This window comes from Tabrizicola sp. BL-A-41-H6 (assembly GCF_050632395.1).
In the GTDB taxonomy this organism is placed as follows: Bacteria; Pseudomonadota; Alphaproteobacteria; order Rhodobacterales; family Rhodobacteraceae; genus JAUYQR01.
The window spans coordinates 624241-648579 of record NZ_CP192600.1 but is presented as its reverse complement, the minus strand read 5'-3'; the positions used below and the strand labels follow the sequence as shown (position 1 = coordinate 648579).

Below are 24339 nucleotides of genomic sequence, written 5' to 3'. Positions count from 1 at the left end.
AAACAGGGTCAATCCAGAGCGCACCTGTTGGCGGTAAGGTTGTCTGAACCAATGCAGACCGTTCTGTCTGACATATCCCGCAAGCCGGGTCCGCAGCGGGGCAAGCGCGTCGCGATGCGCAGCCTGGTGCGTCTGGCCATGGCAGCCGTCCTTGCCATCGCGGTCCTTGCCCTCGCGGTCGGGCTGATGCTGCCTGCCTCTGCCCAGACGCCGGATACCGCGACGCTGACCGCCCCGCAGGTCGATGCGCTGGTCTCCCGCCTGTCCGACAAGGAAGTGCGCGAGCTTTTGCTGCAGGAACTGGACAGCCGCGCCGCACCTGCCCCGGCAATCGCGCCACGACCGCAACCCCTGGTCGACGTGATCACCGGACCGTTGCGCACAATCATGGGCCGAGTGGCCGCAGTCGTCGCAACCACGCCCGAGAACCTGTCCGCGATCCTGTCGGCGACCGGCAAATACGGCGAACTCATTGGCCGAAATGGCGTTATCCGGCTGGGTCTGGTCCTGCTGGCGGCGATCCTTGCCGGACTTGCGGTCGACCGGCTGATTTCGTCATGGCTCATCGCCAAAGAGGCGAAACGGCCGCCTCCGGTTGCCAATGCCCCGGCGTTTCCCGGCTCGCTGCCGCTGCTGCTGCGCCGGCTGATAAACGATGCGGCCGGGGCGGTGCTGTCGTTGATCGTGGCGGCGGTGCTGCTGGCGATGCTGCTGCCTGAACGCGAGGTGCGGATTGGCATGAGCATCGCGCTGTGGCTGGTTTTCTTTCCGCGCCTCGTCCACACCGTGCTGCGCTTTTTCCTGTCGCCCGATCTGCCGGACATGCGGCTGGTCGATACCGACGACATCACGGCCAAACGACTGACCCGCAGCCTGGTGGGCGTGTTTTTTGTGGTCGGCCTGATCGGAACCCTGCTTTTGATCCTGGAAGAGGTCGGGATGGCCAAGGATTCGCTGGCCGTTGGCTTCTGGGCCAATCTGCTGGTGTTTGTCTGGCTTGGCGTGACTGTCATTCGCTGCCGCAGCGGCCTGAAGCAGATCGTCGCCGGCGGGCAGGAGCCGTTGCGGCCGGGCGAGAAATGGGTGGCCGACGTCTATCCGGCTTACGCCCTGATCGTTATCGCGCTGACCTGGGTTTCCGGTGTGGTGTCGGCATCGCTGGGCAACGAATCCTTCGTGCGCGAAGGTCGGCATCTGGTCAGCCTTGGCGTGCTGCTTGTCGCGCCGATGTTCGACGCCCTGATCCGCGCCGTTGTCCGGCTTGTCGTGCCGCCGATGCAAGGCTCCGGCGCGGCAGCCCGAAAGGCGTTCGAGGCATCCTGGCGCAGCCACGTGCGCGTTGGACGGGTGATCGTCTTTGGCGCGGTCACGATCGTGCTTGCAAAGCTGTGGGGGCTGTCGCTTGTCGGCCTGGCCCAGGCCGGGGTGGGCGAGCGGATGGGCGAGCGGCTTGTCGCGGCCATCCTGATCGTCGCCATCGGCTACATGCTGCTGGAACTCGTCAACCTTGCAGTCAACCGCAAACTCGCCAACCTGCGGCCAGAGACCGTCGTGGTGGTCGATCCGCGAACCGAGGAAAGCATCCATGTCGCCAGTGACGCCGCGTCGCGGCTGGCCACCATCCTTCCGCCGATCAGCTGGATGGTGCAGGGGGTGATCATCGTGGTCACCACGCTCATGGCACTTGGCCACCTGGGCGTCAACGTGACGGCGCTTTTGGCCGGGGCGGGCGTGGCGGGCATCGCGATCGGCTTTGGCGCGCAAAAGCTGGTGGCCGACCTGGTGTCGGGCGTGTTCTTCCTGATGGATGATGCCTTCCGGCTGAACGAATACATCTCGACCGGAAAGATCGAAGGTTATGTCGAAAAGTTCGGGCTGCAATCCATGCACATGCGCCAGACCGATGGCGCGCTGCATTGCGTGCCCTACAGCGGTGTCGCCACGATCACCAACTTCAGCCGCAACTGGGGCACCACAAAGCTTACCTTCACCGTGCCCTTCGACACGGACATCGAGCGTATCCGCAAGATCTTCGACCAGATCGGCGCCGATGTTGCGGCAAACCCCGACTACCGCAACGCCATCCTCCAGCCCTTCAGTTTCAAGGGTCTGAGCGAGGTCAGCGAAAACGGCGTTGTGGTCAGCGGCAAGTTCATGTTCAAGCCGGAGTATCGAAAGCAGTTCGCCATTCGCCGCGAGATCAACAACCGCGTGCATGCCGAATTCGCCAAGGCGGGCATCCACTTTGCCCGGCGTGAGGTAAACCTGAATGTCGAAACTGAAGGCAAGCCATTGACCGAAGCCGAGGCCACGATCCTCGACGTTACCCAGGCGGCTACCCCCGGCACCACCGGAACCAAGGACTGAGGAAAAGATGATGCAGGCTCCACTCACCAAAGGTCGCTTCCGCGCGGCGCATGGCCTTGGGCTGGCGCTGCTGCTGACGGGCGCGCTTGCTGGCTGCGGGACGCGGGGAAGCATCGCCATGGTCGATCCGGCCGCCACCGCAAGGGGCGACACGGCGCAGATCCTTGTCGCCACCGCGCGCACACCGGCGCCCGCCCCGGAGTATTTCTCCGCCACCCGTGACTTTGACACGAACTTTGCGACCTTCGACGTGTCGATCCCGCCGAACCGTGACCCGGGCACGATCCGCTATCCGAAATCCGACCCGGACCCGGACCGCGACTTTGTCGTGACCGAGGCAACCCATCTGGACGGCCCGCGCGCCTTCGTGAAGGCGATCAACGCCAAAGCCGCGGAGTTTCCGGCCGCAGGCCGGACAGGCGTGATCTTCGTGCATGGCTACAACACCAACTTCGCCGAAGGGCTGCTCAAGACGGCGCAGCTTTACCATGATCTCAAGTCGCCCGGTGTCAGCCTGCTGTTCACCTGGCCCTCGGCGGCGAAACTGCTCAGCTACATCACCGACCGCGAAAGCGCCCTCTTCTCGCGCGAGGCGTTGGCCCAGACGCTGGCCGCGATGGCACGCAGCAACCTGAACGGCTTCAACGTTGTCGCGCATTCGATGGGGGCGTTCCTCACCATGGAAACCCTGCGCGAGCTTGCGCTTGCAGGCGATCACGCCACGCTGGACAAGATCGACGCGGTGGTCCTGATCTCGGCCGACCTCGAGGTGGACGTGTTCCGCCGCCAGGCCCCGGCCGTTCTTGCGGCGGGCGTGCCGATCTACCTTCTGGTGTCCGATGACGACAAGGCGCTGCAGGCCTCGGCCTTCATCCGCGGCGAAAGCGATCGCGTGGGATCGGTCCGCTCCAAGGCCGACCTTGGCGGCCTGGACGTGACGATCATCGACCTTTCGGAAATCGAGACCGACGCTGCGGACAGCCACCTCAAGGTCGGCTCCTCGCCCGAGCTGATCGCCTTCGTTCAGCGCCTTCGCGCCAGCGGGACCGCGATTTTCGAAGACGACCAGCGGGTGGGGTTGGTGCAACATGGCGGGGTGCTGATACAAAGCGCCGTCGGCGTCGTGGTCAACCCGTTGCTCAACTGAAAAGACAGCCGAATTTGCCCTGCGGCGCTGGATGATCCGTCGCCGCAGCCATAAATCGGACGACAGGAATTCAAGGTTCGAAAGCTGCGGCGCGACCGGATCGCTTGATTACCTGAAGCGCGCCCGTTGCAAAGCCGTCAGACCGGCAATTCCATGATTTCGTCGGCAAACCGGCCCTGACGCAGCAGGCTCGCCATGCGGTCAAGTTTCGGCCCGGCGTGGGTGAAAAACCCCTTGTAGCCCGCACAAAGCCAATTCAGCCCCGGCTCGCCATCGGGTGTGGTGATAAACCGGTTGCGCGGACATTCGCCATAGCAGGCGAAAAGCACCGGGCATTCCCGGCAGTATTTCGGAAGCGTGTCGAACTTCGCGTCACCAAAACGGCGCTGCTGTTCGGATTCGACCAGAACCTGCAAAGGCTTGCTGGCAATGTTGCCAAGCTTGTAGGCCGGTTCCACGAAATGGTCGCAGGAATAGACATCGCCATTGTGTTCCAATGCCAATGCCCGCCCGCAGGTGGGAGACACGACGCAGGAGGTGTGCTGCCCAAGCCAACTGCCCAGCGCCACGTCGAAGGTGGTGACATAAACCTGCCCGACATCGCGGCTGACCCATTCATCGAAGATCGCGATCAGGAAGGCGCCAAACGCCTCGGCGGACACGGTGCGCTTGGTCACCAGGCTGCCCGATTGCGTGTAAAGCGGCCGGTCCTTGCCGTGCTGACCGCCCCAGCCCAGATTGGCCACCTCGATCGTCTCGGGAGTGGCCCGCTCCACGATCGGGATCAACTGGATGAAGCTGGCACCCAGTTCGTCGCGGAAAAAGCGATACACCTCCAGCGGATGATCCGCATTGGCCGCATTGATCGTGCACAGGATGTTCACATCGACATCGTGCTTGCGCAGCATGTTCCAGCCACGGATCACAGCGTCAAAGCTGCCCTCACCCTTCTTCGTCACCCGAAACGCGTCGTGCATCGCGCGGGGGCCATCAATGCTGACGCCCACCAGATAGTTGTTGGCCTTCAGAAAGGCCGCCCACTCGTCGTCGATCAGCGTGCCGTTGGTCTGCAACGTGTGCAGCACGCTTTGGCCTGGCCTGCGATACCGCTCGGCCAGCTCCACCGACCGGCGAAAGAAATCCAGGCCCCGCAACGTCGGCTCGCCACCCTGCCAGGCGATCTGCACCTCTGGCCCGGGCGAGGACTCCAGCAATTGCCGGATGTAGCTTTCCTGCATCGCCGGCGTCATCAGGTAGCTTTCGTTCGGGTAAAGATTTTCCTTCGACAGAAAGAAGCAATAATCGCAGCCAAGATTGCATGCCGCACCCGCAGGCTTGGCAAGAAGATGGTAGGGGGCTACGGTCTGCATCAGGATCATCCTGCCTTTTCAACGCTTTGAACGGGTCTCGCCTGTCAGGTCGAACGCGTCGCGAACAGGCTCGGCCAAATCCGCCCCGGTCCAAGTGACGCGCCGGGCGATGCCTTGTCGATCACTTTCCAGGCGTCCGGTTTCACCACTGCCATGACCAGCTCAACGAAACGCCGTGATGATCCGTGTGACCAGGGCACGGACGAAAAGATAAGGCACAATTGCGAGCAGGATGGCAACCAGCACAACCTCGCCCGGATAGACGAATCGCTGGACGATGACCTGATAGACAACGTCCAGCACCATCGCGATCACGAAGACCTTTCCTACGCTTTTCCAGCCGTCGCGCATCATGTCACGGCGATGCTCCGGCACGGTGAGCAGGCTCCAGAAATAGGGTGGCTTGCCTTCGCGGGCATCCCTCATCCCTGCGATCGCTGCGAAAACCATCGCCATCGCAGGCTGCAGGAAAACCCGCAGGCTCATCGGTCCGCTTACCCGATCAACCAGGTCCTCAAGAATGCGCGTCCAGATTTCCAGCATGGCCAACCCCTTCCTCCGGGCCAAAGACCCGCCCTGCAATGTTCAAGCCGCCAACATCGGATCATTGGCCGCGTTGATTATAACGTCATCAGAACCAGACCAAACAAAAGACACCCGGCCGCGAATGGAAGGAACCGGCCATCCTTTTCAGTCGGCAATTCCATGACCGCACTGTTCACTATAACCCCGCCGGAAACCAAGGCAAACAGGATTGCCACGGTAAAATCCGAAACCGGCGCAAACTGACCCAACACCCATCCAACGAGACAAGCGCCCGCAAGTCGAAACCGGGTTCTTGCGTGATAGGCGTCGCCCAATTCATCCTCAAGAGAATGATCGACCGCCAGAAAATGAAAGGAAATTGCAATCGCAAATTGCAAAACCGCCCCGGGTGACCCGGCCGGTTCACGCACAAGCACAAAGGTCAGCAAAAAGACATAAAACGTCATGCCCAAGACCATCGCCCCCGGCTCGGCCGACGCCAATTCGCGAGCTTCGGTCCGACCCGCCGCCAGAATTGCAGAACCGGCGCGCGAAAAATGATTCATGCCATAGACAATCACGAATCCGATCAGCGCGATCATATAGATCGAAAGCCGGTTCTCATTCAACGCATGCTGCGCATCCGAAAGTTCCGGCATCATGCGGACGAAAAGATAGGCCGTCGAAACCCCCGCACCAAACGAAACGATGCTGCGCCGGTCCTTGATCACGCCCTGCAGGGGATGCACGCGGTAGCCGAACAGAAAAGTAAGCGCAAACAATGCTGCTGCGACCGCCGTCGACGCATCGATGATGTCAAAACTCATGCCAGGTGCGTCCAGATCGCGATGAATATCGCCACACCGATCAGCAGGACTGCAAGTGCCACAAGCAAGGAATAGCGCCAGTGCTTCAAGGCATAGCGCTTTCTGATCTCCCGAATGGTTCCGAAATACTCGGCCATTCCGATGATGATGGAAAAGACTCCCAATCCGGCAAGGATCATTCCCGCCTTTCGACCATCCAGACCGGCGGGCATGCTGATATCGGATTCCTGGAATCCCTGAATGACCTTGTATATCGTGAACCCGAAACTGATCATGGCAAGCGCGGTTCTGATCCACGCCATCAGCGTGCGATCCGCCGCCATGACCGTTCGTTGAATTGCCAGCTCCGTCGAATAGGCCATTTCCGACATTATTCAGCCCCCACCTTCTTAAGTTTCGAACCTGAAACCACGCGGCCGCCGCATTGCCCGAACCGCCCTGCCGCCAGCATCACCAATGATTGCGCAAACGCGGCCCAGGGCGCGCCCCTCGAGTCGAAACGCCCCGCAGGCGCGCGGCCGCCAGTCGAACACCACGGCGAAATGCCCCGCCCATTCGCAAAAACATTCGACCACCCACACGGGCAACGATCTTTTATCGTGATTTTATAGCAATATAGCCCACGGCACAAGGCCTGCAGCCTTGCGCCCAACGCGCATTGGGATTAATATGACCCACAATCTTGCAGGAGGATAATACTATGCGGATGTTGGTTGCGGCCGTTGCCGCATCGCTCATGGGATCGACGGCTTTTGCGCAGGACAGCGGGTGGCAATACAACCTGACTGCCTATCTTTGGGCCACCGATACCGGCGTAAGTGCGGAAACGCCGTTTGGCACGGTTGACGCTGAATTGAGCTTCAGCGACGCGCTTCAGGATCTCGACTTTGCCTTCATGGGCGCATTCGAGGCGCGGAAGGGTAAGCTCAGCTTCTTTACTGACGCCATGTATTTCAAGCTTTCTCCGACCACCACTGGTCCGGGCGGCGTGGTTGACGTGACGGTTCCAACCCAGATGACGATCATCAGCGGATTTGCGGGTTACCGCGTGTACGAAGATCCGTCAGTTTCCGTCGATCTTGCTGGCGGTTTTCGCTGGGCCAAGCTTGACTCGGATCCGCGCTTTGCCAACGGGGACGAATTCTCGGTTGGCGACAGCTGGGCTGATCCCGTGCTTGGCCTTCGCATCAGCGGCCGGCTGTCGGACAAGATGACCGCCACGCTGTTTACCGATTACGGCGGCTTCTCGGGTGAAAGCAACACCTGGCAGGCTTCGGCAACGCTTGGTTATGATCTCAATGATCGGTGGACGCTGCTTGGCGGCTATCGCTACATGGAGTTCAACCGCGAAATTGACGGGCGCGATTTCTCGCTGGATCAATCCGGCCTTCTCTTGGGCGCGACGTACAAGTTCTAATCTGGCGCTGCCGGATCTTCATGAAATTGCTGATCCAGGGTTCGCCTTGGGTCAGCCAGACTGACGAAGCCTGATTTTCCAGGTCGCTTTCAGCAGGCCGGATGAATATCGCTTCGTGAAACGCAGGCTTATTGCCTGCCCTCAACCCCGATCATCGTCTGAACCAGGTCCGAGATAAGGTCCGTCATCGGATATTTCAGCAAAAGCAGCGGCAGATGGGGCACCGCCGCACAGCCAAGGATCACGACGACAAGCGTGCCCGTAACCGGCAATACCCGCATCGTCCTGACATTCTGATAACTGCCGTCCAGATCGGCGAGGGATTGAATGTCGCTGGCCCCCAGCAAATTGTCGTGCTCTGCTGATCCGGTCTCGATCCAACGCTTCCGGAACAGCGTGGAATATTCGTGGGCAAGCGCGCCGAATTCGATATTGCCAAGCCGACGGCATTGAAACAGCGGCGCGCTCAGAAACAGGAGCGGGCCGCATATCACCGCCAGTCCAACCAGCGCAATCAGGAAGGAATGGACATAGACGTCCTGTTCGATCAATTCGGACAGCCGCGACATCTCGGCAAAGGCGGCGGCATCAATCACGGCGATCGCCAGCACGAAAATCAAAAGCTGCGTCTGCGCCACCTCCAGCAACCCCAATCCCCCCGCGCGATCAGGGTGGGACGCGACAAGATGAAGGCGCTGGCGGGACAGTTTCCAGATCAGGTAGGTCCACAGCAAGAACATGACGCAAAGGCGCAGCAGAACAAATCGAAACACCGGCAGGCAAACCCACACATACCACCGGCCCGCCAGCGAACCCGCCACATCATCGGTCATGTTTCCGGCAAAGCTGGAAACGCCGGGCAGATAGTCACGGGGAGTCAGCAGTCCGATGGCAACGACACCGACGACAAGCACGACCTGAAGCAAGGCCGAGTTGAAAAGTCTGGCAAGCCGGGTCGCCTGACGGTCCAGCACATCCTTCGCCGCGCCGGCCACGATCCCCACCTTGACCAGCGAAGCGCAGGCATCGCGCGCCGCCCTGTCCAGAAGCGCGGAACACCACAGGAAAAGCGGAACCGCGACCAGCATCCGCGCATGGATCGCCGCCGCGTCAAGCGAGAAGAACTTCCTGTGATGGCCTTCAAGGATCACAAGCGCCGCAAGGATCAGCCACAACAGGCCGCTCAGCAAGATCTCGAACGACAGCGCCCCACCGCCAAAAAGGCGATGGGCGGTTCTGGCTGCAAACTGGTTGAACCGGCCCCGAAGCAGCGAAAACTCTGCAAAGGCACCGTCCAGATGTTCAGCATCCCGGCCTGGACGTCTGGCAGTCATGAAAACTGGATCTCCCTTGGCCTACCGTCGCGCCGCGGATTGCGCCGTCGCGGCTCATTCCAGCGGGATCAGTTCCTTCGCCCACCATTCCGGGCCGGGAACGGCAGTCGGGGTGAAGGGCTTGGTCTGCACGCCCGGGATGAACGGCAGCGAATCCTCGACCTTCGCCTGACGGGCGACGACGGCATCCTTCGTGACGTTGAACACGGTCAGGTCCTGCGTCTGCACCACCGCACCGTCGTAAAGCGACCCGATTTCCTTGAAGATCATCGGCGCCACATCCAGCGACAGCATCGGCGTGTGCCAAAGCCCTGCCATGCGCGGCTTGACCAGACCGAACACCTTGGCCGCAGCCACGGGGGATGTGTGGGCCGCGTTCAGCGCCATGGTCGCGCGCTCGATCGAAAGCCCCGAAGCCGCCGCAAGCTGCTCAGCCGGCGGGAAGCATTCGTGGATCAGCAGGTCCACGCTGCCTTCGCTTGCCCGCACCAGCGGCCACCCGGCGCGCGTGTCGCCCGAATGCACCAAGGTCAGCCCCGCAAAATCCAGCCGATATCCGACCGGCCCGCTGGCCGCATGGATCACCGGGAACGAGGTGATCTTCACCCCGTTGGCCTCGTAAACCACCTGCGTCTTGCGATAATCGAACTCGCCGCCCAGAATGATCTTGTCGGCCTCGGGGTTGATGGCGCCCTTGCCGGCGTCCGTGTCCCAAGCCAGCGCCTCCTCGACCGAGGCGACCATGTGCTTGGTGCCAAGCCGCGGCGTGTCGCCACTGGGCCCCCAGACATAGATCGGACCGTCGGCCCGGCCCACCTTGGAATAGCTGCCGACCAGCGGGATCAGGTCCGAGAAATGGTCTGCGTGCAGGTGCGTCAGGAACACCTTGTTCAGCTTGTTCACCGGCAGTTTCAGGCTGGCATAGTTGGCAAGGCAGCCGGTCCCAAGGTCGAAGACGATCATGTCACGCTCGGCATTCCCGATCTCGACCAGGACGCTGCCACAGGCCTGCGCCCGCGTGACCCAAGGGTTGCCGCTGCCAAGGATGCTGACGCGCAACTCACCATCTTCCAGCGGTTCGGTGCCCGGCACATAGTCTTCCGCATAGGCGCGCTTCGGCGAGCCGACGACCGGAGTGAAGGTGATCGCTTTTGTCCCGCCCGCAAATGTCGGCAATGGCAGTGCTGCAGTTTTGTTCAAGGCAATCTCCTCAGTTCATTTCCATGTAAAGCGTCTTGGCCCCAGGGGCCGAAGGGCGGCACCGAAGCGCCGCCCCCGTTCGGTTCTACTGCCGCGCCATCGCCATGGCGATTGCGTCTTCCGGCCGGATCAGGTGATCCACATCTTCCGCGTCTTCGGCGATCGCCAGCTGCACGCCACGGACCAGACCATTGAACTCATTACCTTTCTGGCCATAGTCCTCGGACACCGGGGCACCGGTATCCTTGCCCACGTCGCAGCCATCGTCGGCCGAGAAGATCATGGCAAGCGTGGCGTCCACCCGGCCCTCGCCCACCTTCTCGCCGTCCTGATACAGGGTCGCCGTGCCGCCCTTGCCAAGCCCGCCACCGTCATAGGCGAACTCCATCCGCACCTGATGCCGACCTGTCGGAATGGGCTTCGACGCCTCGACGTAGAACCGCTTGAAGCCGCCCCAGTTGTAGCAGTACTTCAGCTTGCCCTTGTGGGCATAAAGGCTCCACCCGCCGATATCCGCGCCCTGCGAGATGATCACGCCCTCGGCACCGCCTTCCGGCACATCAAGCTCGGCGGTCACCGCATGCGACTTGTTCTTGATGTTCAGGACGGTGTTTTCCGACAGCCGCCCCATGCCCTGGAACAGAAGCTGCGACTTGCCCTTGATCAGGACCGGCCGCCCCGCGACATCGGGGTTGATCTTCTCAAGCAACCGGTCGTCGATCGGAAGAACCTTGTAGCGGGTCGCCTCGATGATCCACAGCCGCTGCAACTCGTGCAACTTGTCGGGCATCTCCTTGGCAAGGTTGCGCGACTGGCTCCAGTCCTTCGTCGTGTCGTAAAGCTCCCAGACGTCGTCATCCAGAGGAATGGTCTTTGTGGTCGCGGCCTTCCAGGGCGTGACGTGCTTGGTCACCGCCGTCCAGCCCTTGTGATAGATGCCGCGGTTGCCGAACATCTCGAAATACTGGGTTTCGTGGCGTTCCGGCGCCTTCGCATCGGCAAAGGCATACATCATGCTGACGCCTTCGATCGGATCCTGCGCCACGCCGTAAACCTCGACCGGTTCGGGCAGACCTGCCGCCTCAAGGATCGTCGGGGCCACGTCGATCACATGGGTGAACTGCGACCGCACCTCGCCCTTGGCCGCGATGCCCTTGGGCCAATGCACGATGGTGCCGTTGCGGGTGCCGCCAAAGTGCGACGCCACCTGCTTGGTCCACTGGTAGGGCGTGTTCATCGCATGGGCCCAGGCAACCGCATAGTGGTTGTAGGATTCCGGCCCGCCCAGCTTGTCCAGCCGCGCGTTCAGGTATTCGGGCGTTTCAAGGTCTTGCAGGCCGTTGAAATAGCTCATCTCGTTGAAGCAGCCGTTGATGCCACCCTCGGCCGAGGCGCCGTTGTCGCCGATAATGTAGTAGATCAGCGTGTCTTCAAGGATGCCCATCCGTTCAAGGTTTTCGATCAGGCGGCCAACGTGGTGGTCGGTGTATTCCATGAAGCCGGCATAGACTTCCATCTCGCGGCGCAGCACCGGCTTGAAGTCATCTGGCGTCTCATTCCAGCTTGGGATCTCGTCGTGCCGGGCGGTCAATTCGGTATCGGCCGGAATCACACCCAGCTTCTTCTGGCGCGCGATGGTTTCCTCGCGCAGCTTGTCCCAGCCGCCGTCGAACTTGCCCTTGTACTTGTCGGCCCACTCCTTCGGAACATGGTGGGGTGCATGGGTGGCACCGGGCGCGAAATAGATGAAGAACGGCTTGTCGCTGGCCAGCGATTTCTGCTGGTTGATCCAGTTGATCGCCTTGTCGGTCATGTCCTCGACCAGGTGGTAACCCTCTTCGGGCGTCTTGTCCGGGTCAACCGGCTTGGTGCCTTCGTAAAGCGCGGGATACCACTGGTTCGCCTCGCCGCCGATGAAGCCGTAGAAGTATTCAAAGCCGCCGCCGCCGGTCGGCCAAGCATCGAACGGGCCGATGGAGCTTGTCTCCCAGACCGGAACCTCGTGGCACTTGCCGAACTGCGCAGTCGAATAGCCGTTCAGCTTCAGCGTCCGCGCCAAGGGCGACATCGAGTTCGGCAAGATCGAGCTGTAGCCCGGCGCACCGGTCGCGGTTTCGGTGATGCCGCCCATGCCGGCGGAATGGTGGTTGCGGCCCGTCAGCAGCGCCTGCCGCGTGGGCGAACACAGCGCGGTGGTGTGAAAGCGGTTCATCTTCAACCCGCTCGCGGCCAGTTTCTCGGCCGTCGGCGTCTGGCAGGGCCCGCCAAAGGCGCTGGATGAGCCAAAGCCCGCATCGTCGATCAGCACGATCAGGACGTTCGGCGCCCCCTTCGGCGGCCGCAGCATTTCGATCGGTGGAAACTTGGTGTCCGGATCCCGTGCGTCAAAGGTGATAAGGCCCTGCCGCGCGACGTTGCGCATCGGAAGGTGGGTGCGAATCTTCTTGCTCGTATCAGTCATCTGATTGCGTCCTCATCCAGGCCTCTGTCGGAAGCTGCGTCATCCGATCGGGATCACGCAGCAGACATGCCACCCGGCTACAGGCCGGGGCCGGCCGCTGCATTGATGCATATCAAGACCATTCGTCTCGCTCCTGCCGGGGGATGATCGGGCCGTTGGTATCAGGCCCGAAATCCAGATCGACGCGCCGCGCAGCGCGTCTTTTTCGGGTTACGGAAACAGCAGGGTCAAACTCGTGCGCAGACCCCACTCCGGTGCTCCTTCGGGGCCTTCCGCAAAGTATTTCACACCGGCCTGCCAGCTCATCAGCTGGTTACCGGCCTTGAACACCTTGGAATAGCCCGCGTTGATCGGAACCAGCCACTGCTCGGTTTCCCAGTTGTAGCTCGACTCGGTATTCAGCGACAGCGTCTGCCCGTCGCCAAGCCCGTAAGACATGAACGGCTGCAAGAACGTCGAGCTTATGTCGGCCCGATCATCGTCGCCGCCGACCGACCAGATATGGTTGACAAGCGCACCCAGCGTCCACGGCCCGGTCTGCTTCAGAACCACCGCGGTCAGACCGGCGCCCCACTTGCCCGATCCGGTCCGGTCATCGCTTGCCGTCGGCAACAGGAACACCGGACCGACACCCCAGGTCACGCCATTGACGCTTTGCTTGGGCGAAAAGAAGAAGCTTTGCGTGATATCGCCGATGCCCGAAACATGCGAATCCGGCAACGCGGCGTAATCGCGGTAGGTCAGCGGCAGGATCGTGCGCGAAATCAGGGTCCAATTGTCATTCAGCGAAATCGGCACCACCGGCTGGATGTTCAGCGTGAACGCATTCCCGTCCCCATCCTCGCCACCGCCGAAATCGAAGTTGCCCTGGAAAGGCACACTGATCAACGACGCGACCGGGTTCGAAAGCTGCCTTGCCAGCTCATCCGTGCTCTGGGCCGAAACCGCAGTGCCTTGCAGCGCGGCGACGGCACAGACTGCCGTCGCGAATGCTCCCGTTTGTCGGGTCGTCAGGATATCCCGAAGAATTTGCGGCCCAATATTTGTCGCCAGTCCCATGATACAAATGTCCCATGTAAGGTTTACTGATCAAGGCGCGTGTAAGTTCTCAGCCTCCTGGCTGCACCCCGCGGCGGTCATTAACCGTTTCATATGAGCGCATTCGTTACCGTGACGCAAGAAATCAATGGCGGTCCAATCCGCCCGCCCCGCACCTAGCGCCGGCTCATGGCAATCCGGATCAGCGCGCGTTCCATCAGCGCCATCCCCGGCGCGCGCGAGGTGGATCGCAGCGTCAGGTCGGTCTCCAGTAGCTGCGCCACCGCCGCCTCCAGCGCCCGCATCCCCCATTGCCCGGCCTGCCGCCCCATCGCGTCCTTCTGCTTGAAGTTCACCCTGGCCTTCTGGATGCCCACCCCCGGCCCCCCGGGATCCGCAGCCGCCGCATGCAGGATGCGGAAATGCCTGAGCGCCCCGATGCAGATCGTCACCGGCAGCACGCCCTGCCCTTCCAGCCGCCGGAACAGCGGGCCGATGGCATTCGCCCGCCCCTCGGCCACGGCGTCGATCAGATCGTCCACCTCGGCCTCGATGGTGGCAGGCGCCATCGCCGCCACATCGGCAGGGGTCAGGGGCGTTGCATCGCCGTATTTGTACAGCGCGATCTTCTCCAGCGTCTGGCGGAAATCGCCGGGGTCCAGCGCGCGCGCAAGCGTATTCAGGTCGGTCATCGCCTCGCGGTCGATATCGCGCAGGCCGGCCTTCTTCAGCGCCTCCTCGATCTCCTCCCGGCTGGGTGGTTCGTCATAAAGCCCGATGCACACCGCCGCCGGATGCTTGTCGAACAGCGTCTTCAGCGCCGATTTCCCGGTCAGCCCGCCGCCGGTGACGACAATCGTCGCATCGCCCGGTTTCCACTCCTTCAACGCCACACCGATCGGTTCGGCCAGCGTGTCGGTCGCATCCTCCACAAAGGCCACGCGCGGGCCGGGGAAGAACCCCACCGCCTTGATCGCGTCCAGAAGCAGGCTGCCATCCTTGCGCAGATCGCCACCCGACATGCGCGACAGCCGCATCTCTCCCTCGCCCTGCGGCCCGATCAGGGCGGCGATCACCTCTTGCCGCCGCAGCGCCACGCGCATCGGATCGGTGCCAAAGATCAACAGGCCGGGTCGCCCCGGATCGGGCTTGGCGAAATAGCGGCTGGCTTCGACCCCTTTCAGGATCATGGAAAGGCGGCAGAGGCTGCGATCAGCCGCGTGACGATCTGGTCGGCCAGAATCCGCATCAGCCGCAAGGCCGCGTCCTCTTCGGCGGCAAGGCCGGCAACGGTCGATCCGGTGGCCGAATAGGCGGTAAAGCTTTGCACCTGCCCGCCTGTCAGCCGCGCACCGGTTGCCTTTTCGGTCAGCGTAAAGTCGATCACACCCTTCAGATTGTAGCGCGTGATCTCGTTGTCGGTGGTGACGCCCACGCCGAAGACGTCGGTGCGAATGGTGTAGGCAAGATCATAAAGGTGGCTTTCCGGGCGGCCCAGCCGCTCTTCCAGCCGCTCGACCAGATCGAAGCTGTTCTTGTCGTAAGGGTCGGCCACCCGCACGGTTTCCACCAGCTTGGTCGCCGCCGCCCCAGGCCCGTACGCCGGGGTAAAGCCGCAGGCCGCCAGCACCAGAGGCGCCAGGATCAGGCTGCGCCGCGACAGCGCCTCCCTCCCCCCGCTTTGCGAGAGGGATGGGGTGGGTGGGAACCCTGCTCTGGGGTCTGCTTCAGACGACGACATTGATGATGCGCCCCGGAACGACGATGATCTTCTTCACCGGCTGCCCGGCAAGGAATTTCACCACAGCTTCGTCCGCGAGGGCGATCTTTTCAACCTCGGCGGCGGGCATATCCTTCGGCACGCTGATTTCCGCCCGCCGCTTGCCGTTGATCTGGATCGGCAGCGTCACGGTATCGTCGATCAACAGCGCCGGGTCCGCCACGGGCCAAGATGCCTGCGCGCACAGCCCCGCGCCGCCCTGATACGTCCAGATCGATTCCGCGATATGCGGCACCATCGGTGACATCAGCTGTGCCAGCGTGCGGACCCCATGCTTCATCGCCGGGGTGGAGGCGTTGGCCTTCGACAGCGTGTTGGTAAAGGCGTAAAGCGACGCAATGGCCTTGTTGAAGGCAAAGGTCTCGATCCCGCGCGTCACCTCGTCCACCGCCTTAGCGGTCGCCCGCAACAGCGCATCGTCGCCCTCGCCCACATGGTCCGCCGGCATCTCGCCGATCCGCGCACACAGCGTCCAGACGCGGGACAGATGCTTGAACGCCGCATCCGCGCCCGAAGAAGTCCACTCCACATCCCGCTCCGGCGGGCTGTCCGACATCACGAACCAGCGCGCGGTGTCGGCTCCAAACTGCGCGATGATGTTCATCGGGTCGACGACGTTCTTCTTTGATTTCGACATCTTGGCCGAGGGGATCACCTCGACCGCCGTGCCGTCGCGCAGCTTTCCGTCCACCACATCTTCGGGCAGATGATAAACCGGGCGGCCCTGCGCGTCGGTCGTCTTGTAGATCTCGTGCGTCACCATGCCTTGCGTAAACAGGGCATTGAACGGCTCGATGGCAGACGCGGGCAAATGCCCCGTCTTGTGCATCGCCCGCGCAAAGAAGCGGCTGTAAAGCAGGTGCAAAATCGCATGCTCGATCCCGCCGATATACTGGTCGACGTTCATCCAGTAGGCGGCATCCTCGGCATCCGTCGGCGTCGCGGCGTGGGGCGAGGTGAAGCGGGCGTAATACCAGCTGGAATCCACGAAGGTATCCATCGTGTCCGTCTCACGCTTGGCAGGCGCACCGCATTTCGGGCAGGCGCAATCGCGCCACGTCGGATGGCGGTCAAGGGGATTGCCCGGCTTGTCGAAGGTCACGTCATCAGGCAGCCGAACCGGCAGGTTTTCCTTCGCCTCCGGCACCACGCCACAGGTGTCGCAATGCACAACGGGAATCGGGCAGCCCCAATACCGTTGCCGGCTCAGGCCCCAGTCCCGCAAACGGTAGTTGGTGACGCCCCGCCCGACCCCCCGCGCCTCGCACTCCGCAATCGCGGCGGCGACGGCGGCCTCGCCCGTCTGCGTCGCCTCGCCCGCAAACCCGCGCACATAGGTGACGCGTTCGGATTTCATCGGCACGAAAGCCTCGACCAGCGGCATCTCCGGCAGCCCCTCTGCCACGAACACCGGCGGAATCGGCAGGCCATACTTTGTCGCAAACTCGAAATCGCGCTGGTCATGCGCCGGGCAGCCAAAGATCGCGCCCGTTCCGTAATCCATCAGGATGAAGTTGGCGATGTAGACCGGCAGTTGCCAATCCTCGTCAAAGGGATGCAGGACCGTGATCCCGGTATCCATCCCCAGCTTCTCGCCCGTCTCGATGGCTTCCGCACTGGTGCCACCGCGCCGACACTCGGCCACAAAGGCCGCGACCTTCGGGTCATGCCGCTCCAGATGCTTGGCCAAGGGGTGATCCGGGCTGATCGCCGCGAAACTGGCGCCCAGCAGCGTATCGGGCCGCGTCGTATACACCTCCAGCCGGTCGAACCCCTCCGGCGCGCCGTGGGTGGTGAAGGCAAACTGCAAGCCGCGCGATTTCCCGATCCAGTTCGCCTGCATCAGGCGCACCTTCTCCGGCCAGTTCGTCAGCCCGTCCAGCGCGTCCAGCAATTCGCCCGAATAATCACTGATCTTGAAGAACCACTGCGTCAGCTCGCGCCGCTCCACCAGCGCGCCCGACCGCCAGCCCCGCCCGTCGATCACCTGCTCGTTGGCCAGAACCGTCATGTCGACCGGGTCCCAGTTCACCATCGCGGCCTTGCGGTAGATCAGCCCGGCAGCCAGCATATCCAGAAACATCGACTGCTGCTGCCCGTAATACTCTGGATCGCAGGTCGCGAACTCCCGGCTCCAGTCGATCGACAACCCCAGGGGCTTCATCTGCCCGCGCATGTCGGCGATGTTCTGATACGTCCAGTCCTTCGGATGCCCGCCCCGCTCCATCGCGGCGTTCTCCGCCGGCATCCCGAACGCATCCCACCCCATCGGATGCAGCACCGAATACCCCTTGGCGGCCTTGAACCGCGCCACCACGTCGCCCATCGTATAGTTGCGCACATGCCCCATGTGGATGCGCCCCGACGGATAGGGGAACATCTCCAGCACGTAATACTTCGGCTTGGCCGGATCGCGCCGCGCGAGGAACACCCCGGCCTCGTCCCAGGCGTGCTGCCATTTGGGTTCGATCACGGCGGGGTCATAACGCGACATCTTGGTCCTCTTGTCTCGGGTCAGCGCGGAATTAACCCGGTGCCGGGGCGAAGGTCCACCCCTGCTTCCTCTTTGCGGAAATATCCTGCGGGGGTGCGGGGGTGCAAAACCCCCGCTTCGCGCTCAAAGCTTGCTGTCGCGAATCCGCAACTGCCGCGCCCGAGTCAGGATCGCATCTTCCACCGCGCGCGTGGTTTCCGGCGCCACCGCCGCGCCGCCCTGCCCCTGCAACGCCACCTTCAGGCTGCGCGCATCCAGGGCCGGGTCCTGCACATAGACCGTTGCGCGGTAGGCGCGACCTCCGCCCGGCGGGCGGCCGTAGCCGGTCACGATCACCCCGGTGAACGGGTCAACCGATTCGATCGGCAGGAAATTCAGCACCTCAAGGCTCGCCTGCCAGATATAGCGGTTCACCTCGACCGTGGTGTTCGGGTTGTCGGCGTCCGAAAACAGGTCCCAGATCGTCGAATCCGGCTCTTGATAGCGGGCGTTCGCGGCAATGTTCTCGCGCTGCTGATCGGCAAGTTCCTGGCTGGTCAGTTGTGCGGCGGTAGAGGGCTGCTGGAACATCCCGCAAGCCCCAACCAGCGAAGCCAAACCCAGTCCGAGTGCCACCCGTGCGACGCGTTGCAAGATCATAGAGACACCCTCAAAGCCTTCGGTCCGTGTCTAGCCGACGCACCAAGTCGTGCCAAGCGCTTTCACTCCAACCATTCCGCGCGCCCGCGAGGGGGGCGGATTTCGACCTGTGACTTTGCTGCACCATTTCAGGAAGCGTTTTCCAACCACCGGTCCGTTGGCGTTGCAATCTGCCCCTCGGCAGTAGAAATACGCTGCATACCCCTGCGGATTCCCCTGCGGTGGGGCTACCTTGAAGAAAGAGGGAAAAGACATGAAAAAGCTTCTTCTTGCGACCACGTTGCTCGCTGGCAGCGCTGGCTTCGCCGCCGCCGAAGTGACCGTCTCGGGCGACGCTCGCATGGGCGTACTTGACAGCTGGGGTGACTCGGACCTGTCGTTCAGCAGCCGTGCTCGCGTTGCCTTCTCGATGTCGGGTGAAACCGATGGCGGTCTGGCATTCGGCGCTGCGCTCCGTGCTGACAACTCCGAAGGCGCTTCCGGCGGTCAAGCTGGCGCAGTCTTCATCAGCGGCGCGTTCGGCAAACTGTCGATGGGCGACGTTGACGGCGCTGCTCTGATGGCAACCGGTCAGGTTTCGGGCGTGGGCTACACCGGCCTCGGCGACACCAACGAGATCATCTACATCGGCGCTGGCGGCTTCGACGACACCACCGACGCTACTCAGCAGTACACGATCACCGGCGACCCGACCGCGCTGTACGAATACTCGACCGGCGCTCTGTCGTTCTACCTGTCGGCTTCGGAACCGGGTCATTCGGTTGTGACTCCGGTCAGCGGCGACACCGTTGAAGGCCAAGCCTACGCGGCTGGTGCCAAGTACTCGGCTGGCGCCTACACTGTCGGCATCGGCTTCGAACAGCTTTCGGTTGACACCAATGGCGTCAGCGACGGCGACGTGCAGCACATCACCCTTGGTGGTTCGGCCACCTTCGGTGCTGTGACCCTGAAAGGTATCTACGCCGACGTTGGCGGCGACCTGTTCGGTATCGATCTGGGCGGCGAGCAGTATGCTCTGTCGGCTGACTACACGATGGACGCCCTCACCGCGACCGCCTTCTACCGCAAGTCGGACCTGAACGGCGACACGACCGGCATCGACATCGAATCGTGGGGCCTTGGCGCTTCCTACGACCTCGGCGGCGGCGCAACCGTTGCTGGCGGCTACGCCAACACCTCGATCAACGACATCGACGACGACGCCTACGACATCGGTGTGAAGTTCTCGTTCTAATCCTTCGGGGTCAGACGATACTGGAAAGAGCGGGCCTTGTGCCCGCTCTTTTCATTTTGGGCCCACCCTTATCCGTTAAGTCCCACTCTTTTCCGTTAGGTCCCGGTGTTTGGACCGCCGGTCTTTTCCTCTTCCCTTCGGCGTGGCACCATGATCCTCATGCGCCAAGAAAGACAAAGGGCCAGCATGGGATTGACCGACATCACCGCACGGATGCAGGCCGCCACGCTGGCCGCTGGCCGCGCGCCGGGTTCAGTTACCCTGATCGCCGTGTCAAAGGTGCAGCCGCTTGACCGCGTCGTCGCCGTGCTGGAACAGGGCCACCGCGTGTTCGGCGAAAATTACGTGCAAGAGGCTGCCGCCAAATGGCCCGATCTGCGCGCCCGCTTCGATGCCGTCAGCGTCCACATGATCGGCCCGTTGCAGACCAACAAGGCCAAGCTTGCGGTCGATCTTTTCGACGCGATCCACACCCTTGACCGCCCGTCGCTGGCGCAGAAACTGGCCGGCCTCGCGCAGGCACGCGGCACCAGCCCGCAGCTTTTCGTGCAGGTCAACACCGGCGCCGAACCGCAAAAGGCCGGCGTCCTGCCCGCCGACCTGTCCGCCTTCGTGACCGATTGCCGCGCGATGGACCTGCCCCTGCACGGTCTGATGTGCATCCCACCCGAAGCCGAAGACAGCACCCCGCATTTCGCCCTGCTGGCGCAGATGGCCGCCGACCACGGCCTTTCCGGCCTGTCGATGGGCATGAGCAGCGATTTCGAGGCGGCAATCGCCCACGGCGCTACCCACATCCGCGTCGGCTCCGCCATCTTCGGCGCGCGGGATTACGGGACAAATCCTGACAAAGGGTAAATTCGTGGCCGCAACCCCTTGAAATCAATAAGCCCGCAAATGTGTCCCACCGTGGGACACCCCCCTCAGGCCAGCCACACCCTCGCATAAGGCGGCAGGGCCACGTGCCCGTCAAAAACCTCCACCGGGTGGTCCGACAAAAGGTCATGCATCTGCGTGACCCCCACCCCCCGCACCCAAGCCTCCGGCACCCGCCGCCACCCTTCGGTAAAGTTGAACAGGCACAGCACCACCCCCGTCGGCGCCGCCCGCAGGAACGCGAACACCCCGTCCACCCCCGCGCTGACCACCTTCACCGGCACGCACCCATGCAGCGCCGATACCGCCCGCCGCCGCGCAAGAATGGCCTTCGTCCCCCAGAACACCCGCGCGCCGGGGCTGGCCCCGTCATGCCGATGCCCCGCCACCGCCCAGTCCATCACCGGCCGATGAATCCACCGGCTGTCATGGGCATGCTCGGGCACCTGAAGATACCCGTAGTCATTGGTCAGCGCCAACTCGTCGCCCATGTAGATCAGCGGAATGCCCCCGTAGGAAGCGATCAACGCATGCCCCATCAGGATGCGCTGCACCGCCGCCTCCACCCCCGCCGCGTCGCCCGCCTCAACTGCCTGCTCCAACCCTGCAAGCGAGGCGAAGGTGCCGGAAATCCGCTTGTCCCCCGTCGCCTCGTTCACCTGAAAGAGCGCACCCTTGGCAAAGGTGCCGGGGAAACTGCCCTCGTAGAAATCCGACAGGAAGTTGCGGTGCCCATGCCCCGTCGCCCCCACCGCCGCCGCATCCTCATCGGTGATCGCCCAGCCGATATCATCGTGGCAGCGGATGTAGGTGGCATAGGTCGCATTGGTCAGCCGGTCCGGGAAATGCGTGCCCAGCACATGCGTCATCAAACGGGTATCCCGCGTCGCCAGCGCCCCCCAGAACTGCACCATAAGGCTGTTGTGATAGGCGAGGTTGCCCTCGCGCCCGTCATGCCTGCCGCGCCCAAGATAGGGCAGCATTTCCGCCGGCGCGACGATTGCCTCCTCCAGATGCAGCACGGCAGCCGAGGCAATCCGCGAACAGGCCCGCAGCGCCTGCAGCAGCATGTGAACCTCTGGTTCCGACTGGCAGCGCGTGCCCATCCGCTTCCACATGAACGCCACCGCATCCAGCCGCAACACATCGACGCCCCGGTTGGCAAGGAACAGCATGATCTCGACGATTTCCAGAAACACCGTCGGGTTGGCCCAGTTCAGATCCCACTGGTGTTCGTTGAACGTGGTCCAGACCCATTTCCCGATGCCGGGGTAATAGGTGAAATTGCCCGGCGCGTTGTCGGGAAACACCTCGACCAGCGATTGCTCGTAGCGGCGCGGCACGTCGGGCGTGTCGAACATCAGGTAGTATTCCTGATAGGTAGCATCGCCCTTGGCCGCCTTCTTGGCCCAAGCATGTTCCTTGGCTGTGTGGTTCAGCACAAGGTCGATGCAAAGCGAAATGCCCCGCGCCCGAAGTGCGGCACTGACCGCCTCGAAATCTTCCATCGTGCCGTAGGCCGGGTTGATCTGGCGGTAGTCCATCACCGAATAGCCGCCGTCGCTGTCACCGGGGCGCGGCTTGAGGCAGGGCATCAGGTGGACATAGGTGATGCCCAGATCCTCAAGATAATCCAGCTTGTCGAGGATGCCGCGCAGTGTGCCGGCAAAGCGGTCGATGTAGAACACATACCCGGCCATGTCGGGCCGCTGAAACCAGTCCGGCTCCAGATCGCGCTTCAGATCCAGCGATTTCAGGTCGGCGGGGCGGTCCTTCCAGCCCTTCTTCAGCACCTTCAACAACGCGGCGCGGAAATCGGCGTAATCCTCGCGGTGGCCATAGATCGCGTCCAGCATCGGCCACAGATCGGGCGCCGAGCGTGCCAGACGCAAATCGAAAATCTCGTCATCCACTGTGGACGGCGGTCTGGCCATGCAGGTGTCCTCCCTTTGACGGGGGCAGATTATGCGGTCCAAAGCGTTTTGGGAAGGGGTCAGCCCTGAATGATCAGGCGGCTGCGATGCTTGATGCGCGGTGCGATCCAGCGCAGGTCGCGGGCTGCCAGCGCGACGCAACCCGCCGTGCGCGCGTGTGGCCTGCGCCACGCGTGAACAAAGATCGCCGAGCCCCGGCCTGGCACGGCATCGGGCCAGTTCCAGTCGGTGATCAGGATCATGTCATACATCGGGTCGGCACGGTGCAACGCTTCGTGGCTGAAACGGTGCGGGGCGCGGACCATCAGGTTGTAATCCTCGTCGCGCGGATCATCGGACCAGAGATCGAACGGCCCGATCGGGACCGCCCAGTCGGCAGGCTGGGCCATCCGGTCGGGGCGGTAAAGCATCCCCACGATCCGGTGCGTGCCAAGGGGCGTGGCACCGTCGCCCTCGCGCTTGCGGTCCGTCACGCCACCGCGCCCCAACACGCAGGGAAATTGCCGCCCCCGGAACCGCAACCCCCAGCGCGTCACCACCAGATCATCAGGCGTCACGGCAGATGCCCCGATTTCGCGGCCTTGGTCGCCAGATACCCCCGGTTCTGCGCGGTCTGGCCCACATGCAAGGGCACTCGTTCGGTAACGGTCAGCCCGCAGCCTTCCATCATCGCGATCTTCTTCGGGTTGTTCGTCATCAGCCGCACCTGCGAAAACCCCATACGTCGCAGGATGTCGGCACCGATCCGAAAATCGCGCTCGTCGTCCTCGAACCCCAGCCGATGGTTCGCCTCGACCGTGTCAAACCCTTGATCCTGCAATGAATAGGCGCGCATCTTGTTGGCAAGGCCAATGCCGCGCCCTTCCTGGTTCAGGTACAAAAGCACCCCCGCGCCTTCCGCCCCCATCTGCTGCAACGCGGCCTTCAACTGCGGCCCGCAATCGCATTTCAGGCTGCCCAGAACATCGCCGGTAAAGCAGGCGGAATGGATGCGCGCCAGCACCGGCTTGCTGCGGTCGGGCTTGCCGATTTCGATCGCGTAATGCTCCTCGGTGCCATCCTCGGGGCGGAAGATATGCACGCGGCCGGCCTCTGCCGCCGCCAGCGGCACCCGCGCCGAAACCACCTCGGCCAGCGGTGACAGTGCCAAAAGGGCCTTCCCCACCTCCTCCAGGGTCAAGAGGGTCAGCCCGTTGGCCGCCGCCAGCGGCACCGCACCGGCCACCGGCACCAGCAGCGCCGCCGGCAACAGGTGCGCCGATTTCGCCAGGGCCAGCGCGGCACGGTGCAGGTCTGCCCGACCGTCGCGCAGCGATTGCAGCGGCCCCTTCATCGGCACCCGCAGGTCATCCGCCGGATCGGCCAGCGCGCGCACCCATTCCAGCCCCGCATCGGCTGGCAGGGCGATCCGCGCCAGATCACCGTCATAGGCGCGGGCTTTCAGTGTTTCGGCCCGCCGTGCCGTCAACGCCAGAACCGGCGCGCCGAACCCCCGCAGGTCGGCCAGCCGCGCTGCATCCAGCGCCTCGACCGCCACCACCAGCGCCGCTTCGCCACCGCCGGACAGCACAACCGGCACACCCATGCGCAGGTCGCCCCGCGCGCGGGTCAGCCGTTCGATGATGCTCAGGGCAAGGGTCATGCGTCTCTCCTGCGCCCTTCTGTAGCCTTCGCCCGAAGGAATTGAAACATTCAC

20 protein-coding genes are annotated in these 24339 nt (G+C 62.9%); 5 read left to right on the top strand and 15 right to left on the bottom strand.

From position 1 onward, the window contains the following. The first annotated feature begins 51 nt into the window (after positions 1 to 51). Together ACROUL_RS03250 and ACROUL_RS03245 are read left to right on the top strand one after the other, a co-directional pair. Positions 52 to 2367, top strand: coding sequence for a mechanosensitive ion channel family protein (locus ACROUL_RS03250; RefSeq protein ID WP_431298115.1), 2316 nt, complete (start codon positions 52 to 54; stop codon positions 2365 to 2367). A 10-nt stretch (positions 2368 to 2377) separates the two neighbouring features. Next, positions 2378 to 3514 (top strand): alpha/beta hydrolase, encoded by a 1137-nt coding sequence (locus ACROUL_RS03245; protein WP_431298114.1) that lies wholly within the window; start codon positions 2378 to 2380, stop codon positions 3512 to 3514. 137 nt (positions 3515 to 3651) lie between these two features. On the opposite strand, the gene ACROUL_RS03240 is transcribed toward ACROUL_RS03245, so the two are convergent. The 4 genes from ACROUL_RS03240 to ACROUL_RS03225 form a co-directional block, all read right to left on the bottom strand. Beyond that, positions 3652 to 4884 (bottom strand): anaerobic sulfatase maturase, encoded by a 1233-nt coding sequence (locus tag ACROUL_RS03240; protein WP_431298113.1) that lies wholly within the window; start codon positions 4882 to 4884, stop codon positions 3652 to 3654. Positions 4885 to 5046: 162 nt separating this feature from the next. After that, positions 5047 to 5427, bottom strand: a complete 381-nt coding sequence (locus tag ACROUL_RS03235; protein WP_431298112.1) for a hypothetical protein — start codon at positions 5425 to 5427, stop codon at positions 5047 to 5049. A 77-nt stretch (positions 5428 to 5504) separates the two neighbouring features. Continuing rightward, positions 5505 to 6236 carry a hypothetical protein gene (locus ACROUL_RS03230; protein WP_431298111.1) on the bottom strand — a complete coding sequence of 244 codons (732 nt, stop codon included), beginning with the start codon at positions 6234 to 6236 and terminating at the stop codon, positions 5505 to 5507. After that, positions 6233 to 6607: a YidH family protein gene (locus tag ACROUL_RS03225; RefSeq protein WP_431298110.1), complete on the bottom strand. Its 375-nt coding sequence runs from the start codon at positions 6605 to 6607 to the stop codon at positions 6233 to 6235. The genes ACROUL_RS03230 and ACROUL_RS03225 overlap by 4 nt, the downstream gene beginning before the upstream one ends. A gap of 329 nt (positions 6608 to 6936) precedes the next feature. Between ACROUL_RS03225 and ACROUL_RS03220 the strand changes: the two genes are divergently transcribed. Continuing rightward, positions 6937 to 7653 carry an outer membrane protein gene (locus ACROUL_RS03220; protein WP_431298109.1) on the top strand — a complete coding sequence of 239 codons (717 nt, stop codon included), beginning with the start codon at positions 6937 to 6939 and terminating at the stop codon, positions 7651 to 7653. Positions 7654 to 7781: 128 nt separating this feature from the next. On the opposite strand, the gene ACROUL_RS03215 is transcribed toward ACROUL_RS03220, so the two are convergent. From ACROUL_RS03215 to ACROUL_RS03180, 8 genes are all read right to left on the bottom strand, one after another. Next, a complete protein-coding gene (locus tag ACROUL_RS03215; RefSeq protein ID WP_431298108.1) occupies positions 7782 to 8987 on the bottom strand; it encodes a hypothetical protein in 1206 nt (401 codons plus the stop codon). A gap of 54 nt (positions 8988 to 9041) precedes the next feature. Next, the gene (gntH, locus tag ACROUL_RS03210) at positions 9042 to 10187 is read right to left on the bottom strand and encodes a guanitoxin biosynthesis MBL fold metallo-hydrolase GntH (RefSeq protein WP_431298107.1); all 1146 of its coding nucleotides are present in this window, start codon (positions 10185 to 10187) and stop codon (positions 9042 to 9044) included. Between the two features lie 85 nt (positions 10188 to 10272). Further along, positions 10273 to 12648 (bottom strand): arylsulfatase, encoded by a 2376-nt coding sequence (locus ACROUL_RS03205; protein ID WP_431298106.1) that lies wholly within the window; start codon positions 12646 to 12648, stop codon positions 10273 to 10275. A gap of 210 nt (positions 12649 to 12858) precedes the next feature. Further along, entirely contained in the window at positions 12859 to 13707 is an 849-nt protein-coding gene (locus ACROUL_RS03200; protein ID WP_431298105.1) for a transporter, read from the bottom strand. A 155-nt stretch (positions 13708 to 13862) separates the two neighbouring features. Continuing rightward, the gene (gene holA, locus ACROUL_RS03195; protein ID WP_431298104.1) at positions 13863 to 14876 is read right to left on the bottom strand and encodes a DNA polymerase III subunit delta; all 1014 of its coding nucleotides are present in this window, start codon (positions 14874 to 14876) and stop codon (positions 13863 to 13865) included. Continuing rightward, positions 14873 to 15427, bottom strand: a complete 555-nt coding sequence (lptE, locus tag ACROUL_RS03190; protein WP_431298103.1) for an LPS assembly lipoprotein LptE — start codon at positions 15425 to 15427, stop codon at positions 14873 to 14875. The genes holA and lptE overlap by 4 nt, the downstream gene beginning before the upstream one ends. After that, positions 15414 to 17960 (bottom strand): leucine--tRNA ligase, encoded by a 2547-nt coding sequence (gene leuS / locus ACROUL_RS03185; RefSeq protein WP_431298102.1) that lies wholly within the window; start codon positions 17958 to 17960, stop codon positions 15414 to 15416. The genes lptE and leuS overlap by 14 nt, the downstream gene beginning before the upstream one ends. A 123-nt stretch (positions 17961 to 18083) precedes the next feature. Next, positions 18084 to 18599 (bottom strand): DUF3576 domain-containing protein, encoded by a 516-nt coding sequence (locus ACROUL_RS03180; RefSeq protein WP_431298101.1) that lies wholly within the window; start codon positions 18597 to 18599, stop codon positions 18084 to 18086. Positions 18600 to 18852: 253 nt separating this feature from the next. Between ACROUL_RS03180 and ACROUL_RS03175 the strand changes: the two genes are divergently transcribed. Continuing rightward, the gene (locus ACROUL_RS03175; protein WP_431298100.1) at positions 18853 to 19833 is read left to right on the top strand and encodes a porin; all 981 of its coding nucleotides are present in this window, start codon (positions 18853 to 18855) and stop codon (positions 19831 to 19833) included. Between the two features lie 186 nt (positions 19834 to 20019). After that, on the top strand, positions 20020 to 20691 hold the full coding sequence (locus tag ACROUL_RS03170) for a YggS family pyridoxal phosphate-dependent enzyme (protein ID WP_431298099.1): 672 nt from the start codon (positions 20020 to 20022) through the stop codon (positions 20689 to 20691). A gap of 65 nt (positions 20692 to 20756) precedes the next feature. Here the strand turns inward: ACROUL_RS03170 and ACROUL_RS03165 are convergent, their stop codons facing one another. The 3 genes from ACROUL_RS03165 to ribA are packed head-to-tail and all read right to left on the bottom strand — an operon-like array spanning position 20757 to position 24285. Then, positions 20757 to 22643: an amylosucrase gene (locus ACROUL_RS03165; protein WP_431298098.1), complete on the bottom strand. Its 1887-nt coding sequence runs from the start codon at positions 22641 to 22643 to the stop codon at positions 20757 to 20759. Between the two features lie 59 nt (positions 22644 to 22702). Next, a complete protein-coding gene (locus ACROUL_RS03160; protein WP_431298097.1) occupies positions 22703 to 23200 on the bottom strand; it encodes a L,D-transpeptidase family protein in 498 nt (165 codons plus the stop codon). After that, a complete protein-coding gene (gene ribA / locus ACROUL_RS03155) occupies positions 23197 to 24285 on the bottom strand; it encodes a GTP cyclohydrolase II (RefSeq protein WP_431298096.1) in 1089 nt (362 codons plus the stop codon). The genes ACROUL_RS03160 and ribA overlap by 4 nt, the downstream gene beginning before the upstream one ends. Positions 24286 to 24339: the final 54 nt, after the last annotated feature.

Bases quoted from the DNA above. Each gene is read 5' to 3' on its own strand.
- ACROUL_RS03250 (WP_431298115.1), top strand. From the start codon at position 52: ATGCAGACCGTTCTGTCTGACATATCCCGCAAGCCGGGTCCGCAGCGG.
- ACROUL_RS03245 (WP_431298114.1), top strand. From the start codon at position 2,378: ATGCAGGCTCCACTCACCAAAGGTCGCTTCCGCGCGGCGCATGGCCTT.
- ACROUL_RS03240 (WP_431298113.1), bottom strand. From the start codon at position 4,884: ATGCAGACCGTAGCCCCCTACCATCTTCTTGCCAAGCCTGCGGGTGCG.
- ACROUL_RS03235 (WP_431298112.1), bottom strand. From the start codon at position 5,427: ATGCTGGAAATCTGGACGCGCATTCTTGAGGACCTGGTTGATCGGGTA.
- ACROUL_RS03230 (WP_431298111.1), bottom strand. From the start codon at position 6,236: ATGAGTTTTGACATCATCGATGCGTCGACGGCGGTCGCAGCAGCATTG.
- ACROUL_RS03225 (WP_431298110.1), bottom strand. From the start codon at position 6,607: ATGTCGGAAATGGCCTATTCGACGGAGCTGGCAATTCAACGAACGGTC.
- ACROUL_RS03220 (WP_431298109.1), top strand. From the start codon at position 6,937: ATGCGGATGTTGGTTGCGGCCGTTGCCGCATCGCTCATGGGATCGACG.
- ACROUL_RS03215 (WP_431298108.1), bottom strand. From the start codon at position 8,987: ATGACTGCCAGACGTCCAGGCCGGGATGCTGAACATCTGGACGGTGCC.
- ACROUL_RS03205 (WP_431298106.1), bottom strand. From the start codon at position 12,648: ATGACTGATACGAGCAAGAAGATTCGCACCCACCTTCCGATGCGCAAC.
- ACROUL_RS03200 (WP_431298105.1), bottom strand. From the start codon at position 13,707: ATGGGACTGGCGACAAATATTGGGCCGCAAATTCTTCGGGATATCCTG.
- holA (WP_431298104.1), bottom strand. From the start codon at position 14,876: ATGATCCTGAAAGGGGTCGAAGCCAGCCGCTATTTCGCCAAGCCCGAT.
- lptE (WP_431298103.1), bottom strand. From the start codon at position 15,427: ATGTCGTCGTCTGAAGCAGACCCCAGAGCAGGGTTCCCACCCACCCCA.
- leuS (WP_431298102.1), bottom strand. From the start codon at position 17,960: ATGTCGCGTTATGACCCCGCCGTGATCGAACCCAAATGGCAGCACGCC.
- ACROUL_RS03180 (WP_431298101.1), bottom strand. From the start codon at position 18,599: ATGATCTTGCAACGCGTCGCACGGGTGGCACTCGGACTGGGTTTGGCT.
- ACROUL_RS03175 (WP_431298100.1), top strand. From the start codon at position 18,853: ATGAAAAAGCTTCTTCTTGCGACCACGTTGCTCGCTGGCAGCGCTGGC.
- ACROUL_RS03170 (WP_431298099.1), top strand. From the start codon at position 20,020: ATGGGATTGACCGACATCACCGCACGGATGCAGGCCGCCACGCTGGCC.
- ACROUL_RS03165 (WP_431298098.1), bottom strand. From the start codon at position 22,643: ATGGCCAGACCGCCGTCCACAGTGGATGACGAGATTTTCGATTTGCGT.
- ribA (WP_431298096.1), bottom strand. From the start codon at position 24,285: ATGACCCTTGCCCTGAGCATCATCGAACGGCTGACCCGCGCGCGGGGC.